This window comes from Candidatus Defluviilinea gracilis (genome assembly GCA_016716235.1).
Lineage (GTDB): Bacteria > Chloroflexota > Anaerolineae > Anaerolineales > Villigracilaceae > Defluviilinea > Defluviilinea gracilis.
Window position 1 is genome coordinate 65,441 of record JADJWS010000005.1, and the last position, 17,487, is coordinate 82,927.

The 17,487-nt window shown below is 52.9% G+C and carries 15 protein-coding genes; 8 read left to right on the plus strand and 7 right to left on the minus strand.

Annotated elements, in window-relative coordinates; all coding sequences use genetic code 11:
* The first annotated feature begins 102 nt into the window (after nt 1–102).
* Together IPM31_17290 and IPM31_17295 are read left to right on the plus strand one after the other, a co-directional pair.
* The gene (locus IPM31_17290; GenBank protein MBK9008728.1) at nt 103–1,068 is read left to right on the plus strand and encodes a hypothetical protein; all 966 of its coding nucleotides are present in this window, start codon (nt 103–105) and stop codon (nt 1,066–1,068) included.
* Nucleotides 1,069–1,074: 6 nt separating this feature from the next.
* Complete coding sequence (locus IPM31_17295; protein MBK9008729.1) at nt 1,075–2,022, plus strand: hypothetical protein; 948 nt, start codon at nt 1,075–1,077, stop codon at nt 2,020–2,022.
* 102 nt (nt 2,023–2,124) lie between these two features.
* Here IPM31_17295 and IPM31_17300 read toward each other — a convergent pair whose 3' ends face one another.
* On the minus strand, nt 2,125–2,523 hold the full coding sequence (locus tag IPM31_17300) for an ankyrin repeat domain-containing protein (GenBank protein ID MBK9008730.1): 399 nt from the start codon (nt 2,521–2,523) through the stop codon (nt 2,125–2,127).
* A gap of 151 nt (nt 2,524–2,674) precedes the next feature.
* Nucleotides 2,675–4,042, minus strand: coding sequence for a hypothetical protein (locus IPM31_17305; protein ID MBK9008731.1), 1,368 nt, complete (start codon nt 4,040–4,042; stop codon nt 2,675–2,677).
* Nucleotides 4,043–4,129: 87 nt separating this feature from the next.
* Here IPM31_17305 and IPM31_17310 point away from each other — a divergent pair, with 87 nt between their 5' ends.
* Nucleotides 4,130–6,274 (plus strand): ferrichrome ABC transporter permease, encoded by a 2,145-nt coding sequence (locus IPM31_17310; protein ID MBK9008732.1) that lies wholly within the window; start codon nt 4,130–4,132, stop codon nt 6,272–6,274.
* Nucleotides 6,275–6,955: 681 nt separating this feature from the next.
* Here IPM31_17310 and IPM31_17315 read toward each other — a convergent pair.
* The 5 genes from IPM31_17315 to IPM31_17335 all read right to left on the minus strand — a co-directional run bounded on the left by IPM31_17315 (nt 6,956) and on the right by IPM31_17335 (nt 10,442).
* The gene (locus IPM31_17315; protein ID MBK9008733.1) at nt 6,956–7,594 is read right to left on the minus strand and encodes a hemolysin III family protein; all 639 of its coding nucleotides are present in this window, start codon (nt 7,592–7,594) and stop codon (nt 6,956–6,958) included.
* A 39-nt stretch (nt 7,595–7,633) separates the two neighbouring features.
* Nucleotides 7,634–8,254: a methyltransferase domain-containing protein gene (locus IPM31_17320; protein MBK9008734.1), complete on the minus strand. Its 621-nt coding sequence runs from the start codon at nt 8,252–8,254 to the stop codon at nt 7,634–7,636.
* 168 nt (nt 8,255–8,422) lie between these two features.
* Entirely contained in the window at nt 8,423–8,803 is a 381-nt protein-coding gene (locus IPM31_17325) for a YtxH domain-containing protein (GenBank protein ID MBK9008735.1), read from the minus strand.
* Nucleotides 8,804–8,936: 133 nt separating this feature from the next.
* On the minus strand, nt 8,937–9,380 hold the full coding sequence (locus tag IPM31_17330; GenBank protein ID MBK9008736.1) for a hypothetical protein: 444 nt from the start codon (nt 9,378–9,380) through the stop codon (nt 8,937–8,939).
* A gap of 87 nt (nt 9,381–9,467) precedes the next feature.
* Nucleotides 9,468–10,442 (minus strand): NAD-dependent epimerase/dehydratase family protein, encoded by a 975-nt coding sequence (locus tag IPM31_17335; protein ID MBK9008737.1) that lies wholly within the window; start codon nt 10,440–10,442, stop codon nt 9,468–9,470.
* 111 nt (nt 10,443–10,553) lie between these two features.
* Here IPM31_17335 and IPM31_17340 point away from each other — a divergent pair, with 111 nt between their 5' ends.
* From IPM31_17340 to IPM31_17360, 5 genes are all read left to right on the plus strand, one after another.
* On the plus strand, nt 10,554–11,114 hold the full coding sequence (locus IPM31_17340; protein MBK9008738.1) for a TetR family transcriptional regulator: 561 nt from the start codon (nt 10,554–10,556) through the stop codon (nt 11,112–11,114).
* The gene (locus tag IPM31_17345; protein MBK9008739.1) at nt 11,111–12,169 is read left to right on the plus strand and encodes an MBL fold metallo-hydrolase; all 1,059 of its coding nucleotides are present in this window, start codon (nt 11,111–11,113) and stop codon (nt 12,167–12,169) included. The genes IPM31_17340 and IPM31_17345 overlap by 4 nt, the downstream gene beginning before the upstream one ends.
* A 59-nt stretch (nt 12,170–12,228) precedes the next feature.
* Nucleotides 12,229–13,326: an acyl-CoA dehydrogenase family protein gene (locus IPM31_17350; GenBank protein MBK9008740.1), complete on the plus strand. Its 1,098-nt coding sequence runs from the start codon at nt 12,229–12,231 to the stop codon at nt 13,324–13,326.
* 61 nt (nt 13,327–13,387) lie between these two features.
* Nucleotides 13,388–14,650, plus strand: coding sequence for an acyl-CoA dehydrogenase family protein (locus IPM31_17355; GenBank protein ID MBK9008741.1), 1,263 nt, complete (start codon nt 13,388–13,390; stop codon nt 14,648–14,650).
* A 415-nt stretch (nt 14,651–15,065) separates the two neighbouring features.
* Nucleotides 15,066–17,447 carry a 3-hydroxyacyl-CoA dehydrogenase/enoyl-CoA hydratase family protein gene (locus IPM31_17360; GenBank protein MBK9008742.1) on the plus strand — a complete coding sequence of 794 codons (2,382 nt, stop codon included), beginning with the start codon at nt 15,066–15,068 and terminating at the stop codon, nt 17,445–17,447.
* The last annotated feature ends 40 nt before the right edge of the window (nt 17,448–17,487 follow it).

Here is a 17,487-nt window from a genome sequence, read left to right on the forward strand (position 1 = left end):
AGGCGGAATTATACTTTTGCGCATCATGGTTCAGCCTTAATAAATTTGTCTTTGAATTGAAAGTTGTGCGATAATGAATCAAATCTCTACGCGAGGTGATTCATGCGAGTCTGCATTCTCTCCGATGAAAAGATCGAAGACTTCAACCCGACGCAATTCATGGAAGGGTATGACTGGGAATTTGTCACGATGACGAATCCCATCATCGATACGTTGCGCGCGCTCGATGCCCGCCATGAATTCGATGTGTATATCAACTTGTGCGAAGGCTATGAAAAAGACGATCACGACGAAGAAGGCTACGAGGGAGTCGATGTGATCAAAGCGTTGGAAGAGTTGAACCTTCCGTTCACAGGCGCGGACTCAACATTTTTCGACCCGACGCGCGAGCAGATGCAAGCCGCCGCCGACGCGCACGGGGTTGGATTCGCCAAAGGATACCGGGTCAGTTCGCCCGTCGAAGCGAAGCGACTTGTCGAGGGACTGCGATATCCGATCATGGTGAAGCATCCACAGAGCTATGGAAGCACGGGAATGATCAAAGAGTCGCGGTGCGATTCGCTCGAAGAAGTGCTGGCGCAAGTGGAGCGCGTCTGCAAAGAATATGGCGCAGCGCGGATGGAGGAATTTATCGTCGGCAGGGAGTTCAATGTGCTGGTCGTGGATAACCCCGATGACTTCAGCAAGCCGATCGCGTATCCGCCGACCGAGTTGGTGTTTCCGCCCGGCGAAGAATTTTGGCACACGGTTGTGAAATGGGACACGTCGCTCCCGTTCAACTTTGCGCGCGTCGCTGACCCTGAGTTGATCCCGCGCTTGCAAGATATTGGCGTGCGGATGTATCAAGCCATCGGCGCGGTGAGTTATGGGCGTTGCGATGTGCGGATGAATGAACGCGGCGAGATGTTCATCCTTGAGATCAACCCGAACCCCGCGATCATGCTTCGCCCCGATGAGTTCGGTCCCGCTGATTTTATGATCCTGTACGACGAGGGCGGTTACAAAGTTTTCTTCGACCGCATGTTCCGCGTGGCAAAACTGCGACAGGCAATGCGCGCGGCGCGTTGAGGCTGTATGCGTGTCTGCCTGTTGACCGACGAAAAGGTCGAGGATTTCAACCCTGAGGTTTACTTCAAAAATTACGATTGGGATTATGTCACGGTTGCTCCGCCCGTAACCGAGTTCATAACCGAGTTGTCACACTCGCGCCATTATGATGTGTACTTGAATATTTATGAGGGGGAGGATGCAAAGGAGAGTTCGGGTTTGCAATTCGTTCAAGCGCTTGAGAAATTGAACCTTCCGTTCACAGGCGCGGAGTCGAAATTCTATCGTTCCACGCGGGAGGAAATGCAAGCGGCGGCGGAGGCGTATCAAATCCGTTTTGCGCGCGGATTCCATGCCGAGTCGCTCGAAGATTTGAAACAGGCGGATGGACTTTCGTATCCCTTGATCGTGAAGCATCCGAATAGTTTTGCCAGCGCGGGATTAACGAAGGAATCGCGCGTGACGAATCCTGATGAATTACGAATCCAATTTGAGCGAATGTCCGAAGCCTACGGATCAGCCCGCGTGGAGGAGTTTATCGAAGGGCGGGAGTTCTCTTGTCTGGTCGTTGAAAACGCGGACGATGCCCAGTCTCCGTTTGCATATTCCCCGGCGGAAGTGTTGTTCCCTGAAGGCGAAACCTTTTTACACGAAGCCGCCAAATGGTACAGTTTTGATATTTTTGTTATCCCGCTGAATGACGATGCGCTCACCGCTCGAATTCAAGATGTGTGCCGCAAATTTTTCCTTGCCATGGATGGGAACGGATACGCGCGGCTTGACCTGCGCGTGAGACCGAACGGCGAGATCGTGATCATCGAGATCAATCCCAACTGCGGAATTTTGTATTACGGTCCCAACGACCGCAGTCACTCCGACTTGCCGATCTCATGGGACGCGGCGGGGCATGACGGTTTTCTGGATCGTATTTTTCGCGCCGCGATCAAGAGGCGGGCGATGAGGGCGGGTTCTTGAATCAAAACCTTAGCCACGGATTTCACAGATTAGCGCGGATTTTTTTTAATCTGTGTGAATCCGTGTAATCCGTGGCAGGAAGTTCATTCTTGGGTAGGAGATTTACTTTAACTGCGATTCTAAAAACTCCAATACGGCTTTCGCATCTTCGCCGCCTGCTTTGGCGTGGGCGATCAAAGGGATGCCGTGCGGTCCCGGTGTGTTGATTGCCTCAGGGTAGGCGGTCAGCGCGGCTTTGACGATCTCCAAATTGCCCAGCATCGCGGCGACAAAAAGATCAATTCTCGCGCCATGCTCCAGTAAAAAGTTGGCGATATCTTTTCTGCCCATGTGACCAGCCGCTCCGAGAGCGGATTCAAAGTCGCCGCCGCCCCAGTCCCATGTTGCGTTGACGAGGGCGGGTTCCTGCGCGAGCAACTCTTTCACGCGGTTCAAGTCGCTGTGCGCAACAGCGACAAATTCCTGAACAAGTTTTGATTCGAGCGCGGGTTTGGTGTCCATTTTTCTCCTTGATATTAGACCCTATCGGAAATAATTTTTAGGACGCAGATGAACGCTGATTCACTCCGATTAAAAGAGAGAAAAAATCTGCGCTTTCTGCGTTTTTCAGCGTCCAACTTTGTCTTATTACCGACAAAGTCTTGCGATGGGATCAATGAATTTTTTTCACTTCGGAATATTTGCTTGAATTGTCAAACTGTCCATCTTTCAATGTTGCGTTGAAGAAAGAAAGCAAGTAGTCATTTACAATCCTTGTCACGAGTTTCCCGTTGATCGGACCTTTCAGTCCAAGTTGCGGGGCGAGAGGAGAAAGCAGAGGCAGGTCGGTGAAATCGTAATGGGCAGTCCCCTCAATTTTGATCACGCCGAAGGGTTGTTTGACGTTTGGATAAAACCGATTGAACAATTCGTTGTTGCGGCTGTCAACCTCGTCTGCCCAGACCTGACTGAACATGAAGAACGACGGTTGAGTCACTCCGTTGTCAATCACTTCGTATGAAACGGGACGCATGAACGGGTCCATGCCGAGCAGGGCGATGCAACGCGAGTCCGTGCCGCAGAATTGGATCGCCGCGCCGCCTCCGGTGGAATGTCCGTAGACGCCGACGTGGGAGAGATCAAGTTTGTCTGCAAACGGAGTTTGCGAACTGCTATTCATCACGGCTAACACGTCGAGCGTGTACCCCAAGTCGCCAGCCCATTGATTAACCAATTTTTGCGCGGTCGCTTCGTACTCCGCGGTGGGAGTTTCGTCGGGAGGCAATGCCGACGGGTTGTTCAACGCCACGTCGCCATTTGGGAAAACCGTCACGACCGCGCCGTAGGTGTGTTGCACGCCGACCACAACGTATCCGTGACTGGCGAGTTCAAGGGCTTGCTCGGTGTTCTGCGCGTTGAATCCGTTCCAACCGTGTGAAAATAGGATCACGGGATACGATTTCTCTCTACGGGCAACTTCAGTTTCTTTGTATGCGGGGATTTTTACCAACGCAAGATGATCGAGGAAAAACGAAGGCAGACCGATGTGGCTCGCAATTGCGGGCGCGTAAATCTTTGCGTCCGTCATCCACGGCGCGCGCTTGGCGGATGAGTCCGCTTCAGACGGGTACCAAATTTGAATCATGAAGCGACGCGCTTCGTCTTTGCCCGAATAGATCTCGCGGCGCGAGTCATCCGTCAATTCGTAGATGCGCGTGCCGACGGCGGTGTAAGGTCCGCTGGGATTGGCGATGCGCGGAACAGGCAGAAGGATAGGAAGAGCCGTCGCGAGTGCGAGCAGGATGAACGTTAGAAATGAAGCGATGCACTTTATTTCCACATGAAAGATGACAAGAATCGAAAAGATGATCGTCAGCGCATACAATGGAATCATCTGCCAGCGATAACCTTCAACAACAAAATGGATCAGAATCAACGCGAGCGCGAGTAGCGGCAGATAACGAACCATCATTGGGCGCGGCGCGCGCCATAGCAGATGAACGGCGAGCAGGATGGGTGTGATGATCTCAAGTAATCGCATGGCACGATTGTACATGAAATCCCGCGTTGCTGTCGGAGCGTCGCGCAGACCCCGACGAATAAAGTTCGGGCGGGGTACAATCGGCGCATGTTCATCTCATTTGCGTTCAGCATTTTTCTTTCCGCGTTTCTTCTTTTTCAGATCCAACCGTTGATCGGAAAATTTATCTTGCCGTGGTTCGGTGGCGCGCCCGCCGTGTGGACAACGGCGATGTTATTTTTTCAAGCCTTGCTCACAGGCGGGTATGCGTACGCCTATTGGCTCATTCGCCGCGTGAAAATACATTTGCAAACTTCCATCCACATCGCGTTGATTCTTTTTTCCATCGCGGTTCTAATCGCCCTTTCGTTCGCATGGACATCGCCCATCACACCCGACTCAAGTTGGAAGCCGCAAAACGTCGCCGCGCCGATCATCCATATTTTCACATTGCTCAGTGTGTCCGTCGGCTTGCCATATTTCATTCTCGCCGCGAACGGCCCGCTCATGCAGGCATGGTTTAGCCGAATCTTTCCAAGCCAATCCTACGCGCGTTTATATTCGTTATCGAATCTCGGATCACTGCTCGGCTTGCTCGCCTACCCCGCATTGATCGAACCTTTGTTGACATTGCGCGCGCAAGGATGGATGTGGTCAATCGGATTCGCGCTCTTTGGACTCTTCGCTGTTTGGATCGCGATTCGCTCACGACGCGCGTCGCCTCTTTCCCCAGTGGAAGTTGATTCGCCCTCGTCGAGCGGACGCCCATCCCCAGCCTTGTTCACGCTATGGCTGGCGTTGAGCGCGACCGCGTCGCTGTTTCTGCTTTCGGTCACGAACCAAATTTCGCAAGAGGTGGCAGTGATTCCCTTCCTGTGGATTTTGCCGCTGACCATTTACTTGCTATCGTTCATCTTGACCTTTTCAGGGCGCGGCTACCATCGAAAGATTTATTCCATCTTATTTTTCATCTCCCTCGCGTTGACCCTGTTCGTCATGCTCAATGCGACCGCGTTGCATATCTACTGGCAGATCGGCGCGTATTGCCTGTTGTTATTCGCCGCGTGTATGTTGTGTCACGGCGAGTTATATCTCCTCCGCCCCGACGCCGACCACCTGACAACTTTTTATCTGATGGTCTCCATCGGCGGCGCGTTAGGCGGACTGTTCGTTAGCCTCATTGCCCCCGCCATCTTCAACGGCTACTGGGAGTTCTTCGTCGGTCTGGCAATGACGGTTGCCATCGCGTTGACCGTTCTGCGCGACATCAGGCATGTCACCCTGAGCGCCAGCGAAGGGTCTCTACTTTCGGGAGTAAGCCGCTCCTCGGTTGCAGAACTCCAATCCCTGAAAGTGACACAGAAAGCAAGATTTGTTTTTGTCATATTCGCGCTTGTCACTCTTATGCTGGCTGTGTTGAGCAACGTCTACTCTGGCGCATTGTATTCCAAGCGAAATTTCTACGGCGTGATTCGTGTGCGCGGCATTTCGCTGGAAGGCTCGAACGAACCTGCGCTCGTCATGTCGCATGGGATCACCGTGCACGGACTTCAATTCACAAATCCAAGTCTGCGCGACATGCCCACTACGTACTATGTCCGCGATGGTGGAGCGGGGCTGGCGATCTTGAATCATCCGAAATACGGGAAGAACATGCGCGTCGGCTTGCTCGGTCTCGGCGTGGGGACTCTTGCGACTTACGGTCAACCCGGCGACGTGTATCGTTTGTATGAAATCAATCCAGTGGTCATTGATCTGGCAGAAGGGCAGGGAGATTATTTTTCGTTCTTGAAAGACAGCGAGGCGAACATCACAACCGTCCTCGGCGATGCGAGAATATCCCTCGAGCGCGAACTTGCCGAAGGGGAGGCGCAAAATTTCGATGTGCTTGTCTTGGACACATTCAGCAGTGACTCGATCCCCGTTCACCTCGTCACGAAAGAAGCCTTTGCGTTGTATCTCGAACATCTCGCCCCTGACGGCATCATTGCCGCGCACATCACGAATTTACATCTCGATCTGCAACCCGTGTTCTGGCAATTAGCAAAGTTTTATGGCTTGAGCATGGTGCGCGTCAACTACGAAGGCGACGAAAACGGCGGCTATGCCTCTCATTGGATTCTTCTCGCCCGCGACCCTGCGGTGCTTGCAAGTCCTGCTATTCAAGATCACGCTGTTGATTTGAGCGGATATTCTACTGACATCCAATTATGGACGGATGATTACAGCAATCTGTTTCAGATTTTGAAGTGAATGCGGGTGACAGTCGTTGGTTTGTGTTAGTGGTAGATGGGATAGAAAAAGCATGTGAGGGTGGAAGATGCTTGCCGAAGCCACAGAATCCCCTCTATGAGTTGGCTCCGTGTTAGCTCGAAATTCGCTTTGAAGATTATTTCTTGTTTCGCTGTAAATCGGTATATAACGGAGATCTCCGAATTATTCTGTGTCTCATTAAATACCGAATGTCGTTTAAACTATCGTGACTAAGTTGATGGTGATAATAATTTATGTATTCAAGGAACGCAAAAATAAAAAGCGCATTTGCCCCAAGCGAAACTCGAAAATTTATGAATGGCATTAGTTCACTGCTTGTCGCTGCTATGGGGTAAATTAATAATAGAGCAATATTTGCCGTGTTGAAAAACAAGAAGGTTTGTCGAAAATAAGGCGGCAATGATATTTCATTATTAACGATAGTCTGAAGTTTTAGATGCCAATAAAAAACGCCTTGCATTAGAATAAAGCAAACAATGAACATGCCGAACGCATAAGGTTGCCAGTTTTTGACACTGAACAACGTGAGAACCCTGTACAAGAAAATAGGCAAGAGGAAAATATTTACAAGCTCCCAGTTGCGAAGATAAAGTAAACGGCTAACAATGGTTTGGCGACTCATAACCTAATCGCCTTGATTTGAAATGGTCGTCATTTGTTTTAAATAGCCACTCCCATCACCGCCACATAATGCGCGGCGGCGGCAAATAGCACAAAAATGTGCCACATCTCGTGGAAGCCGAAGACACCGGGCTTGAAGTTGAAAATTTTCGTGATGTACACAACCGCGCCGAGCGTGTACAGCACGCCGCCGATGATGAGCCACGTCAGCACCCAGGCGGGCAGAGCCGCGAGCATTTGTCCCGCCGCGGCGAGCGCGAGCCAGCCCATTACGAGATAAATCCCCGCGTTCAGCCAGCGCGGCGCGCGGATGTAAAACACCTTGACGATGATCCCGATCAACGCCAGAGACCAGATGATGGTCAACATGCCCCACTTCCAGAAGCCTTCGAAGGCGTTGACGCAAAATGGCGTATACGTCCCTGCGATGAGCAGGTAGATGGCGGCGTGGTCCACTTTGCGAAAAATTTCCAGCGCGCGGTCTTTCACGCGCACCATGTGGTACGTCGCGCTTGCGGAAAACATGGCGATGAGACTCACGCCGTAAATTGCGAGCGAGATAATTTTGGCGGGCGTGTCCCAGCCGATGATCAACAGCGCGACCAGCCCTCCAAGCGCGAACAACGCGCCCGCCCAATGGGTGAGACTATTTACGGGCTCACGAAATATTTTCGACATTCTTTCTCCTTGCTTGGCTACTGCCGACTTAAGTCAGCCTTACGAATAGATTCTTGTTGCAATGATGATGAACAATCGGCTTGATTGCGCATCGCGTATGATAATTTCGGTTTCAAACTTTGCTTTCGCAAACGGTTCTTTCAATTTTTTCTTGACGATTTCCTCCGATTCGGAGGGAGCCTCGCCTGTGACCTTATACACCCATTCGAGCAATCGGCTCTTCGGCATCGCCACAGGCAGGACGATCAACCTGCCTCTGTCCATGAGACATCTTCGCGCCTCTGCCAATGCGCGCGGGTCGAAGATGTATTCCGATGGGAAGGTTGAGACGATGGTATCGAATGATCCGCTCGCGAAGGGGAGGTGTTGCGCCAGCCCGCGCGTGAGATTTGCGTTGCCATTCGTGTTGCGCCGCGCGAGACGAGTCATCTGAGGCGACTCGTCGATTCCTACGGCGAACCAGCCGTCCCGTCGTAAGAGGCGTTGCAAGTGTCCAGGTCCGTAGCCGAGTTCGAGAATCCGAGTCCCTTCGATGAGAGGGAGAATCTCCCGCGTCCAGTCCTTCCAGCGATTGAATGAAACAGCCGCGGCGACGAGGTCGTACGTGAATGCAAACTGGTGGTAGAGAAGTTTGAAGAAAAGACGGAGGAGCGCTTTCATAATAGATCTCTTGCGAAAGTCATTTCTGCCACAGAGAACACAGAGAAAATGAGTATTTCTCAAAGGTCTCTGTGGACTCTGTGGCTACGCTAGAGATACTTATGCGAGAGGTCAAATAAAACGAGGGCTTGGTTGCGCCAAACCCTCGTCTCATTGTTTCGGTGAAACTTACGCGGCGGCTTCTTCGCCTTCGGACTTTTTGCCTTTGCGAAGCGAGTCGACGGCAGATTTGCCGCGCTCGCGCGCATCGTCGTAGATGGCTTTGCCGCGTTCGCGGGCGGTGTTGTACATTTCACCGCCGCGTTCGCGCACTTGCCTGGCAAGTTCATCGGCGCGGGCGCGGGCTTCGGCGGCGGCGGCTTCGGCGCGGGCGAGCGCTTCTTCCGTGGTGTGCTGGGCGCGATCTCGCAGTTCAATGGACTTGTCCTTGATCAACGCGCGGGTCTCTTCGCCGGATTGCGGGGCAAAGAGCAGGGATACGACTGCGCCGGTGAGTCCACCGACGATGAAGCCTACGAGAAAGGCTCCGAATTCATCACGATCAGACATGGTAACCTCCTTGGGGTTAGCAGTTAAGTTTCGTCCTGAGCGGAGAACTGGGTGATATTCCCAGTTCGTAGTCGAAGGACGTATTGCCAGAAAATGCGCTTCGACTTCGTTTCACTCCGCTCAGCGCGGATTTCTATTTTTTCTTAAGTCCCATCAATTCTAACATACGGTATAAGCCCGCGAGATAGCCGTTGAGTTGGACGACAGGCTCGACGACATTCTCACCGAGGAACTCTGCCGTGCCGCGCAGGTTGTTGACCGTTTCGCTGGTGGCTTTGAGGATGGGGCGCACCTCGTTTTGCAGAAGGTTGATCAGGCTGGCGAGTTGGACGATCAGCACGATGAGCGCGACTCCGATGACAAGCGATTCAAGCGCGACCACGATGATGAACACGTCGCGGATGCGATCGGTGGGCGTTGAGGGCTGCATCAGGGCGATGATGGCGGCGACGAGTCCGACCAGAATGATGACCGCGCCAATAATCACGCCGATCATCAGGCGTTTCATCTGCTTCTCCTGTTCGATCTGTTCAGGAGTGCGCGGAGTGGGTTCGGGGTTTGTTGGCGGAGTTGTCATAATCAAATTATAGCATTGTTATTTACGGATGATCGTCACGCAAGTTGCTGGAAAGCGGCTCTCTGATTCCAAACCTGCGAGTGATTGCTACATTCCAAGTAGTTTCATCTCGTGACGGATGAGCGTTCCCCAGCCTTCGCGGAAGGGACGTTGTGTCAGTCCCAGTTCGCGTTTGGCTTTACTGCTGTCGCCCCAATAGGTCACGCCCGCAAGGGAGCGCAGGGCGTCCGGGGAATAGATTTCAGGCATGAATCTTGCTATGGGCATTACAAGCACAGAGAGTATCTTCATCAATTGATACGGCGCGATTGTCGGCATTTTCACGCCTGCGATCTCGCACGTAAATTTATAGACTTCCACAAGCGTGTGCGGTTCGCCCGCGATGATGTATGTTTCGCCGATCTTGCCCTTCTCCATCATGAGGATGTGTCCGCGCGCGGTGTCTTCTATGTGGTCGTAGCACACGCCGAATTTCGTTGGGATCACAGGAAACTTCCCTTGTAAGAGATCTCGTATGCCATTTCCCATGGGAGATTTATCGTCAGGTCCGTAAATGCCTCCGGGCATGGCGATGACCAATGGTAGTCCTTTTGCGATGAAGTCTTTTGCGATTTCGTGCGCGGCGGCTTTTGTGCGATCGTACTGGGTGAGATGTTTGCCAGTGAAGCGATACGTCTCGTCTACGATCTTTCCTTTGGTATCGGAGTTGACCGCGCAGGTGCTGGTGTACACGCCCTTTGGGATTTTCAATTCCCGCATCAACTCGAGGACGTTGCGCGTGCCATGCACGTTGATGTTGTAGCCGTCCTGCTTGTCTTTCGCCTTTGCCGAATATTTGTACCAGCCCGCCACATGGAACACGCCGTCCACGCCTGTCATCGCCTCGCGCATGGACTCTTTGTCGGTCACATCACCTTTGTGCAGTTTGACGCCGAGCTTTTCCATCCATTTTGCTTTTTGCGGGTCACGCACAACAGCGCGGACGTTATGCCCTGCTTTGACGAGTTGCCGAACGATCTCGCCGCCCACAAAACCTGTCGCGCCTGTAATGAAATATTTCATTGAAAGTTATCCTCGTTGCAAATCTGTAACCTGCGGCAATTGCAACCGACCTTGACCTTTCGTTGCTTCCGCAGTATTATACCACGAACCGACCGTTCGGTAGGGAAAATCATGACACGAGACGAACTCATCGAAACCGCCGCGCAGGTCTTTCGTCAGAAAGGCTATCATGGCGCGTCCATGGAAGATATTGCCGCCGCCGTGCATCTACGCAAGGCGAGCCTGTATCACCATTTTTCATCCAAGCAGGAAATTCTGCTCGAAATTTTAGACCGCGCCCTGCAATTGCTCCTCGACAAGATTTCCGCCATCACCGAACAAACTATTTCCGCCGACAAGAAACTGCGGTTGATGATCCGACAATATCTGCAGATCCTGGCAGAGAATGTGGACCTCGCCGCAGTTTTGCTTTTTGAACACCGCGCCCTCGAGCGCAGGCAACATGCGCGTCATATTCCCAGCCGCGATAAATTCGAATCGCTCTGGAAAGATGTGATTGCCGAGGGCGTGAGCAAGAAAATTTTCAAATGTGACGACCCGCCAATGGCTGTCCGCGCGTTGCTGGGGCAATTGAATTGGACGATCACGTGGTACTCGCCCGACGGCGACAAATCCATCGAAGAGATCGCCGACGAATATTCCAACTTGTTGCTGAACGGATTGTTGAAATGAACGCATCGTTCGCCACCTTTGAGTCTGCGGGCGGTGCAAGAATCTTTCGCCTTCCGCTTCAAGTCTTCCCGAATTTTTGGGCGTATGCGTATGTTGTTCAACACGCTCACGAAACGTATCTCATTGATGCTGGCTCGGGGACAGACACCTCGCACGAAGATTTGCTGAACGGACTCAAGCAAGCGGGACTCGCTCCATCTGATTTAACTCACATCCTTTTGACTCACGCGCACATTGACCACTACGGCGGACTCTCCAAATTGAAACCGCTTACGAACGCGGTCATCGGATGTCACGAATTGGATGTGCAAACCGTGGCGCATCACGATTCAGACCTTGCGTTGATGAGTACCCGCGTCGCCTCTTTCCTGACGTCGGCTGGACTCGCTGAAGAGACGCGTGATTCGCTCCTCGGCATTTACCGCTTCACGAAGAGCCTCTATCAATCCGTTCCCGTGGACTTGACATACGAGTCGCAAAACATGCGAGTCGGTCCATTTGAGATGATCCATTTGCCAGGACATTGCGCGGGTCACGTGGCGATGCGGCTGGACGATGTCGTCTTCTGCGGCGACATGGTCGTGGAAGGCGTCACTCCGCATTTGTTCCCAGAAACCATCGGCGCATACAACGGACTGAGTCACTACCTCGACTCGCTTGAGAGATTGCAGGCTTGGGCAAACGGAACGCGTTTGATCTTGAACGGTCACGACGAAGTCATCACGAACCTCCCCGAAAAAATTGACGCGACACATAGAAATATCCTCCGCCGCATGAGCAAGGCTGTGGATGCGCTTGCGGAGCCGCTCACTGTCGCCGAAATTTCCGTGGCGGTGTATGGCAAAGCGGAGGGATATAGCCAATTGCTCGTCGTTGAAAAGACAGGCGCGTACGTTGAATATTTCTACGAGCATGACATGATTGAAGTGGTCAACGCCGATGAAGTGGAGCAGGGATTGCCGCCGATGTATCGCAGAATGGGCGGCGAAGATGTTTTGTTGAAGGAATTGGAAAGAAACGTAAACAAGGAAACAGGTATACAGGTAGACATGTAGACACGTGTGTACTTGTTTACTTGTCTACCTGTTTACCTCTGTACCCCGAAAGGAAATCCATGTACTCATTCGACCCGACTGAAGAACAACAGATGCTCATGGACGCGGTGAAGAAATACGCCGAAAACGATCTGCGTCCCGCCGCGCATGATGCGGAGGAGAGCAACGAACTGCCGAAGAAACTGATCAGCAAAGGCTGGGAACTTGGACTCTTGCAAGCCTCGATTCCCGAATCCTATGGCGGATTTGGTGAACGCAGTGCAATAACTGGCGCGCTGGCAATCGAAGAGATGGCGTTCGGCGACCTGGCTGGCACGCTGGCGGTGATGACTCCGAGTCTGTTTGCGACGCCGATTCTGCTGGCGGGCAGTGAAGAGCAGAAGAAGGAATACCTGCCGAAGATCGTTGCGGGCGAGTGGAGTCCGTTCACTGCCGCGTTGATTGAGTATGCTTTTGACTTCGACCCGAACGATTTGAAGACGACAGCGACGCTTCAGGGCGAGAATTATGTTCTCAACGGCGAGAAGGCGTTTGTCCCGTTTGCGAGGGGAGCCGAATCCATGCTCGTGTACGCGAATCTCGATGGGCAGAGTCAAGCCTTCATCGTCGGAAAAGAAGCGGCGGGGTTGTCCATCGGCGAGGAGCGCGAGAAGTTGATGAGTCTCAACGCGCTGCCGATGTATCGCGTCAAGTTGGAGGATGTGAAAGTCCCTGTTGCGAATCGACTCGGCGGCGCGGCGGGTCACGATTTTGATGTCCTGCTCGCTTCGATGCGAATCGCCAATGCCGCGACAGCTGTCGGCGTTGCGAATGCCGCGTTTGAATATTCGATGAACTATGCAAAAGAGCGCGAGGCGTTCGGCGTGAAGATCGCGCAGAAGCAAGCCATCGCGTTCATGCTCGCCGAGATGCGGACGGAGATCGAAGCGATGCGTTTGCTCACGTGGGAAGCCGCGTGGAAGTTGGACCAAAGACGCGAAGGCGCGAGCAACGAAGCGTATCTCGCATCCACTGGCGCGGCGGATATGGCGATGATGGTCACCGACCGCGCTGTGCAAATTCTCGGCGGACATGGCTACATCCGCGAACATCCTGTTGAGATGTGGATGAGGAATGGACGCGGATTCGCAATGTTCACCGGACTTGCAATCGTATAAAACTACTTTCCACTTTCTACTCGCCCATGATGGAAAGTAGAAAGTGGAATCTGGAGGAATCATGCCAATCGAATTTGAAGCGCCGAAACCAATTACCAACGCGCAGTTTGTGTTGAAAACTGTCGCCGAGGAGATGATGCGACCGAAGTCGCGTTACTTCGACGAGCACGAACACGAGATTCCCTGGGACTACATCGAGTTCATGCACTCTGCCATGAAAGCGATGGGCGGAAGTTCGCTCGCGCCGAAAGAAAATGGAAACGGCAAAGATGCTGAAAAAGAAAAGCGACCGCCGATCGGATATCAATTGATCGCCGCGCAGTTGGAGGCGTTGTCGTGGGGTGACGTGGGGATGTATCACTGTTTACCAGGCGGCGGACTCGGCGCGGCGGCGGTTCACTCCGCAGGGACGGCTGATCAGCGTGCGAAATTTTTATCACGCTTCAACGGGGACAAACCCACGTTCGCGGCGATGTGCATCACCGAGGCGGGCGCAGGCTCGGACAATTCCGCCATCCGCACGCGCGCGGTGTTGGACGAAAAGACCAACGAATGGGTGATCAACGGCGAGAAGATCTTCGTCACTGGCGGCGACAAGTCGTTCACCGAATATGAAAAACTCGGGCGCGGCTTCATCGTCGTGTGGGCTTCGATTGATCCCTCGGCGGGGCGGGCAGGGATGCGGGCGTTCGTCGTCGAGGGCGGGACAAAGGGTGTGAAGGTCGTCAAGTTGGAACACAAGATGGGAATCCGAGTCAGCGACACGGCGGCGATCTCGCTCGTGGACGCAAGAGTCCCATTCGAGAATATTCTTGGAAGTCCCACCGTCGAGAAGAACATGGCGGGATTCAAAAAGGCGATGGCGACGTTCGATGCGACTCGTCCCCTCGTCGCCGCGACAGGCGTCGGCGTGGCAAGAGCCGCTCTCGATTTCCTGAAAGAGAAACTCGCCGAGAGCGGAGTCAAAATCCGTTATGGGTTGCCGCGTCAGAAATTGACGTCCATCGAACGGGATGTGATTGACATGGAGATCATGCTCAAGTCGTCGTGGCTGATGGTCATCAAGGCGACGTGGATGGCGGACAACAAAAAGCCGAACGCGCTCGAGGCTTCGATGAGCAAGGTGAAGGCAGGCGATGTGACGACGAAGATCACGCAGAAGGTCGTCGAGATTTTGGGTCCGCTTGGGTACAGCCGCGAGTTCCTCGCCGAGAAGTGGATGCGCGACGCGAAGATCACAGATATTTACGAGGGGACGGGGCAGATCAATCGTCTCGTGGTGGCGAGGCAGATATTGGGGTATTCGGGAGCGGAGTTGAGGTGAGTGGTAATTGGTAAATAGTAATTGGAGAATTGAGAGAATTGGAGAATTGAGATTAGAGATTGGAGACTTGTGTACTCGGTGGTTGAGCGCAGGCGGTCGAAACCACAGGTAAGCATACATAATTTCGTTGGATGATTTGTTTTGGTTCGTGTTGTTTGAGCGCAAGCAATCAAAACTCCGAAGGAGTGAAATGATGATAGATTTTCATGATACAGGCTCGTCAACCCCGAAGGGGTGTCATAGCGTTCTGTGAAAATTTATATCATCCCTTCGGGATTTGGTGATGTTTTGCTCCATTTCTATAATTCTGTCATCCCTTCGGGATTGAACGCGTGTAAGGTAAGTTTGGTAATCAAGTTTGTCTTTTGAATAGTGGTGGTCTCGACCACCAAAGCATGATTGAAACGAGGTGATTATGAAATATCAAATTCACAAAGCAGTAGTCATCGGCGCGGGGACGATGGGGGCGGCGATTGCGGCGCATTTGGCGAACGCGGGCGTGCCTGTGACGTTGCTGGATATTGCCGCAAAAGATGGCGATAAAAACAAGATCGTGAAAGACGGCTGGGATTGTTGCCTCAAAGCCAAACCTGCCAATTTGATGGCGGACGAGTTGAAGTCGTTGGTGAAATTGGGGAATCTCGACGACGATTTCGGCGCGGTGGGCGAGGCGGATTGGATCGTTGAGGCGATTGTTGAGAATTTGAAGATCAAGCAGGAATTGATGGCTCGCATAGATGAAGTGCGTAAGCCAACGGCGATTGTTTCGACGAACACTTCGGGAATCCCTGTAAATGACATCGCCGAGGGACGCTCGAAGGAATTCAAGAAGCATTTTCTTGGGACGCATTTCTTCAACCCGCCGCGCTATTTGAAGTTGCTGGAAGTCATCCCGACAAAAGACACGGATAAAGCGGTTGTCGAGTTTATCTCTTGGTTCGCCGAATATCGTTTGGGTAAAGGAATCGTGTTGTGCAAGGACACGCCAAACTTCATCGGCAACCGAGTCGCTTTTGGAACGGGCGCGTTTGCGCTGGACTTCTTCTTGAAGAACGACTACACCGTAGATGAAGTGGACGCGCTCACGGGTCCGTTGATGGGACGACCGAAGACGGCGTCCTTCCGCTTGATGGACTTGGTCGGCATTGACGTGTGGGACCTCGTGGGGCGAAATCTTGCGCCGTTGATTCCGCATGACAAGTTGGGGCAGGAATATCTCAATGCCGAAGCGCCGAACAAGTTGATCTCGACTCTCATCGAGCGCAAGTGGCTTGGGAATAAAACCAAAATTGGTTTCTATAAAGAAGTTCGCAACTCTGAAGGTAAAAAAGAATTCTGGTCGCTGGACTTGAAGACTCTCGAACACGTCGCGCCGACGAAGCCGAGATTCGAATCGGTCAAAGCGGCGAAAGATGTCGAGGGATTGGGAGACAGGCTGAAGGTCATGCTTGCGCCGTCCCCGAAGGGGGAAGCGGACGACAAAGCGGCGCAGTTAGTCCGCGCGTTGACGTATCAAGGTTTCCAGTATGCGTCGTCCATCATCCCCGAAGTTGCCGATACGGTGAAGCCGATTGACGATGCCGTCCGCTGGGGATTCATGCACGAGGCGGGACCGTTCGAGACGTGGGACATGCTTGGGGTGCGCGAGACAGTCAAACGGATGAAAGAGGCGGGCTATCCTGCGGCGAAGTGGGTCGGCGCGATGTTGAAGAACGGCGTCGAGTCGTTTTATCAATATAAAAATGGTGAGAAGGTTTCTGTGTATGATGCGGCGAAGGGCAAGTATGTCAAGTTGAAAAAACTTGAAAGCGTGGTGATGCTGAGAGGCACGAAAGTTGTTTCGCAAAATGCGGGCGCGACGTTGCGCGATATGGGCGATGGCGTGGCGTGTTTGGAATTTCACACGAAGATGAACTCGCTCGATGAAGATGTGATGAACATGACGGTCGAGACGTTTGAGCGGCTTGAAAATTTTGACGGGCTGGTGATCGGCAACGAAGGCGAAAATTTTAGCGCGGGCGCGAATTTATTTATGATGGTCGTCGGCGCGCAACAAGGCATGTGGGATATGCTCGACGGCGCAGTGCGCAAATTGCAAGACATGAACATGCGGATGCGTTATTCGCCGAAGCCGATCGTCGTTGCGCCTGCGGGGCTTACGCTTGGCGGTGGATGCGAGATCACGATGCACGCCTCGCGCGTGGTTGCCGCGGCGGAAACCTACATCGGACTCGTCGAACTCGGCGTGGGAGTCATCCCTGCGGGCGCGGGCACGAAAGAAATGCTGCGGCGCATCGTCAACCCTGTGATGCGAGTCGAAAATGCCGAGCCGCTCGCCGCGCTGCAAAAAGCGTTTCTGCAAATGGGTCAAGCCAAAGTTGCCACGAGCGCGGAGGAAGCGCGCGGCATGAATATTCTTTTGCCAGCCGATCGCATCGTGATGAATCGCAGTCATCTGCTCGCCGAAGCGAAGAACGAAGTCCTGCACATGATCGCCGCGGGATATAAACCGCCCGCGCCCGAACTCATCTATGTCGCTGGACGCGACGCGCTCGCCGCAATCCGCATCGGCGCGTGGATGTTCAAGGAAGGTCACTACATCACGCAATACGATCATCACGTCGCGGGCAAACTCGCCTACGTGATGTGCGGCGGCGAACTCACGCGCGGTCAATGGGTGAGCGAGCAATATATTCTCGATCTCGAACGCGAAGCGATTCTGTCGCTGTTCGGTGAAGAAAAAACGCAGGCGCGGATGTGGAGTATTTTGCAGACGGGAAAACCACTTAGAAATTAGAAAGTGGAAAGTGGTGGATAGTTTCTACTTTCCACTTTCT

What these genes read in the sequence shown, in the direction of transcription:
- IPM31_17290 (MBK9008728.1), top strand. Translation starts at nt 103, where the DNA reads ATGCGAGTCTGCATTCTCTCCGATGAAAAGATCGAAGACTTCAACCCG.
- IPM31_17295 (MBK9008729.1), top strand. Translation starts at nt 1,075, where the DNA reads ATGCGTGTCTGCCTGTTGACCGACGAAAAGGTCGAGGATTTCAACCCT.
- IPM31_17300 (MBK9008730.1), bottom strand. Translation starts at nt 2,523, where the DNA reads ATGGACACCAAACCCGCGCTCGAATCAAAACTTGTTCAGGAATTTGTC.
- IPM31_17305 (MBK9008731.1), bottom strand. Translation starts at nt 4,042, where the DNA reads ATGCGATTACTTGAGATCATCACACCCATCCTGCTCGCCGTTCATCTG.
- IPM31_17310 (MBK9008732.1), top strand. Translation starts at nt 4,130, where the DNA reads ATGTTCATCTCATTTGCGTTCAGCATTTTTCTTTCCGCGTTTCTTCTT.
- IPM31_17315 (MBK9008733.1), bottom strand. Translation starts at nt 7,594, where the DNA reads ATGTCGAAAATATTTCGTGAGCCCGTAAATAGTCTCACCCATTGGGCG.
- IPM31_17320 (MBK9008734.1), bottom strand. Translation starts at nt 8,254, where the DNA reads ATGAAAGCGCTCCTCCGTCTTTTCTTCAAACTTCTCTACCACCAGTTT.
- IPM31_17325 (MBK9008735.1), bottom strand. Translation starts at nt 8,803, where the DNA reads ATGTCTGATCGTGATGAATTCGGAGCCTTTCTCGTAGGCTTCATCGTC.
- IPM31_17330 (MBK9008736.1), bottom strand. Translation starts at nt 9,380, where the DNA reads ATGACAACTCCGCCAACAAACCCCGAACCCACTCCGCGCACTCCTGAA.
- IPM31_17335 (MBK9008737.1), bottom strand. Translation starts at nt 10,442, where the DNA reads ATGAAATATTTCATTACAGGCGCGACAGGTTTTGTGGGCGGCGAGATC.
- IPM31_17340 (MBK9008738.1), top strand. Translation starts at nt 10,554, where the DNA reads ATGACACGAGACGAACTCATCGAAACCGCCGCGCAGGTCTTTCGTCAG.
- IPM31_17345 (MBK9008739.1), top strand. Translation starts at nt 11,111, where the DNA reads ATGAACGCATCGTTCGCCACCTTTGAGTCTGCGGGCGGTGCAAGAATC.
- IPM31_17350 (MBK9008740.1), top strand. Translation starts at nt 12,229, where the DNA reads ATGTACTCATTCGACCCGACTGAAGAACAACAGATGCTCATGGACGCG.
- IPM31_17355 (MBK9008741.1), top strand. Translation starts at nt 13,388, where the DNA reads ATGCCAATCGAATTTGAAGCGCCGAAACCAATTACCAACGCGCAGTTT.
- IPM31_17360 (MBK9008742.1), top strand. Translation starts at nt 15,066, where the DNA reads ATGAAATATCAAATTCACAAAGCAGTAGTCATCGGCGCGGGGACGATG.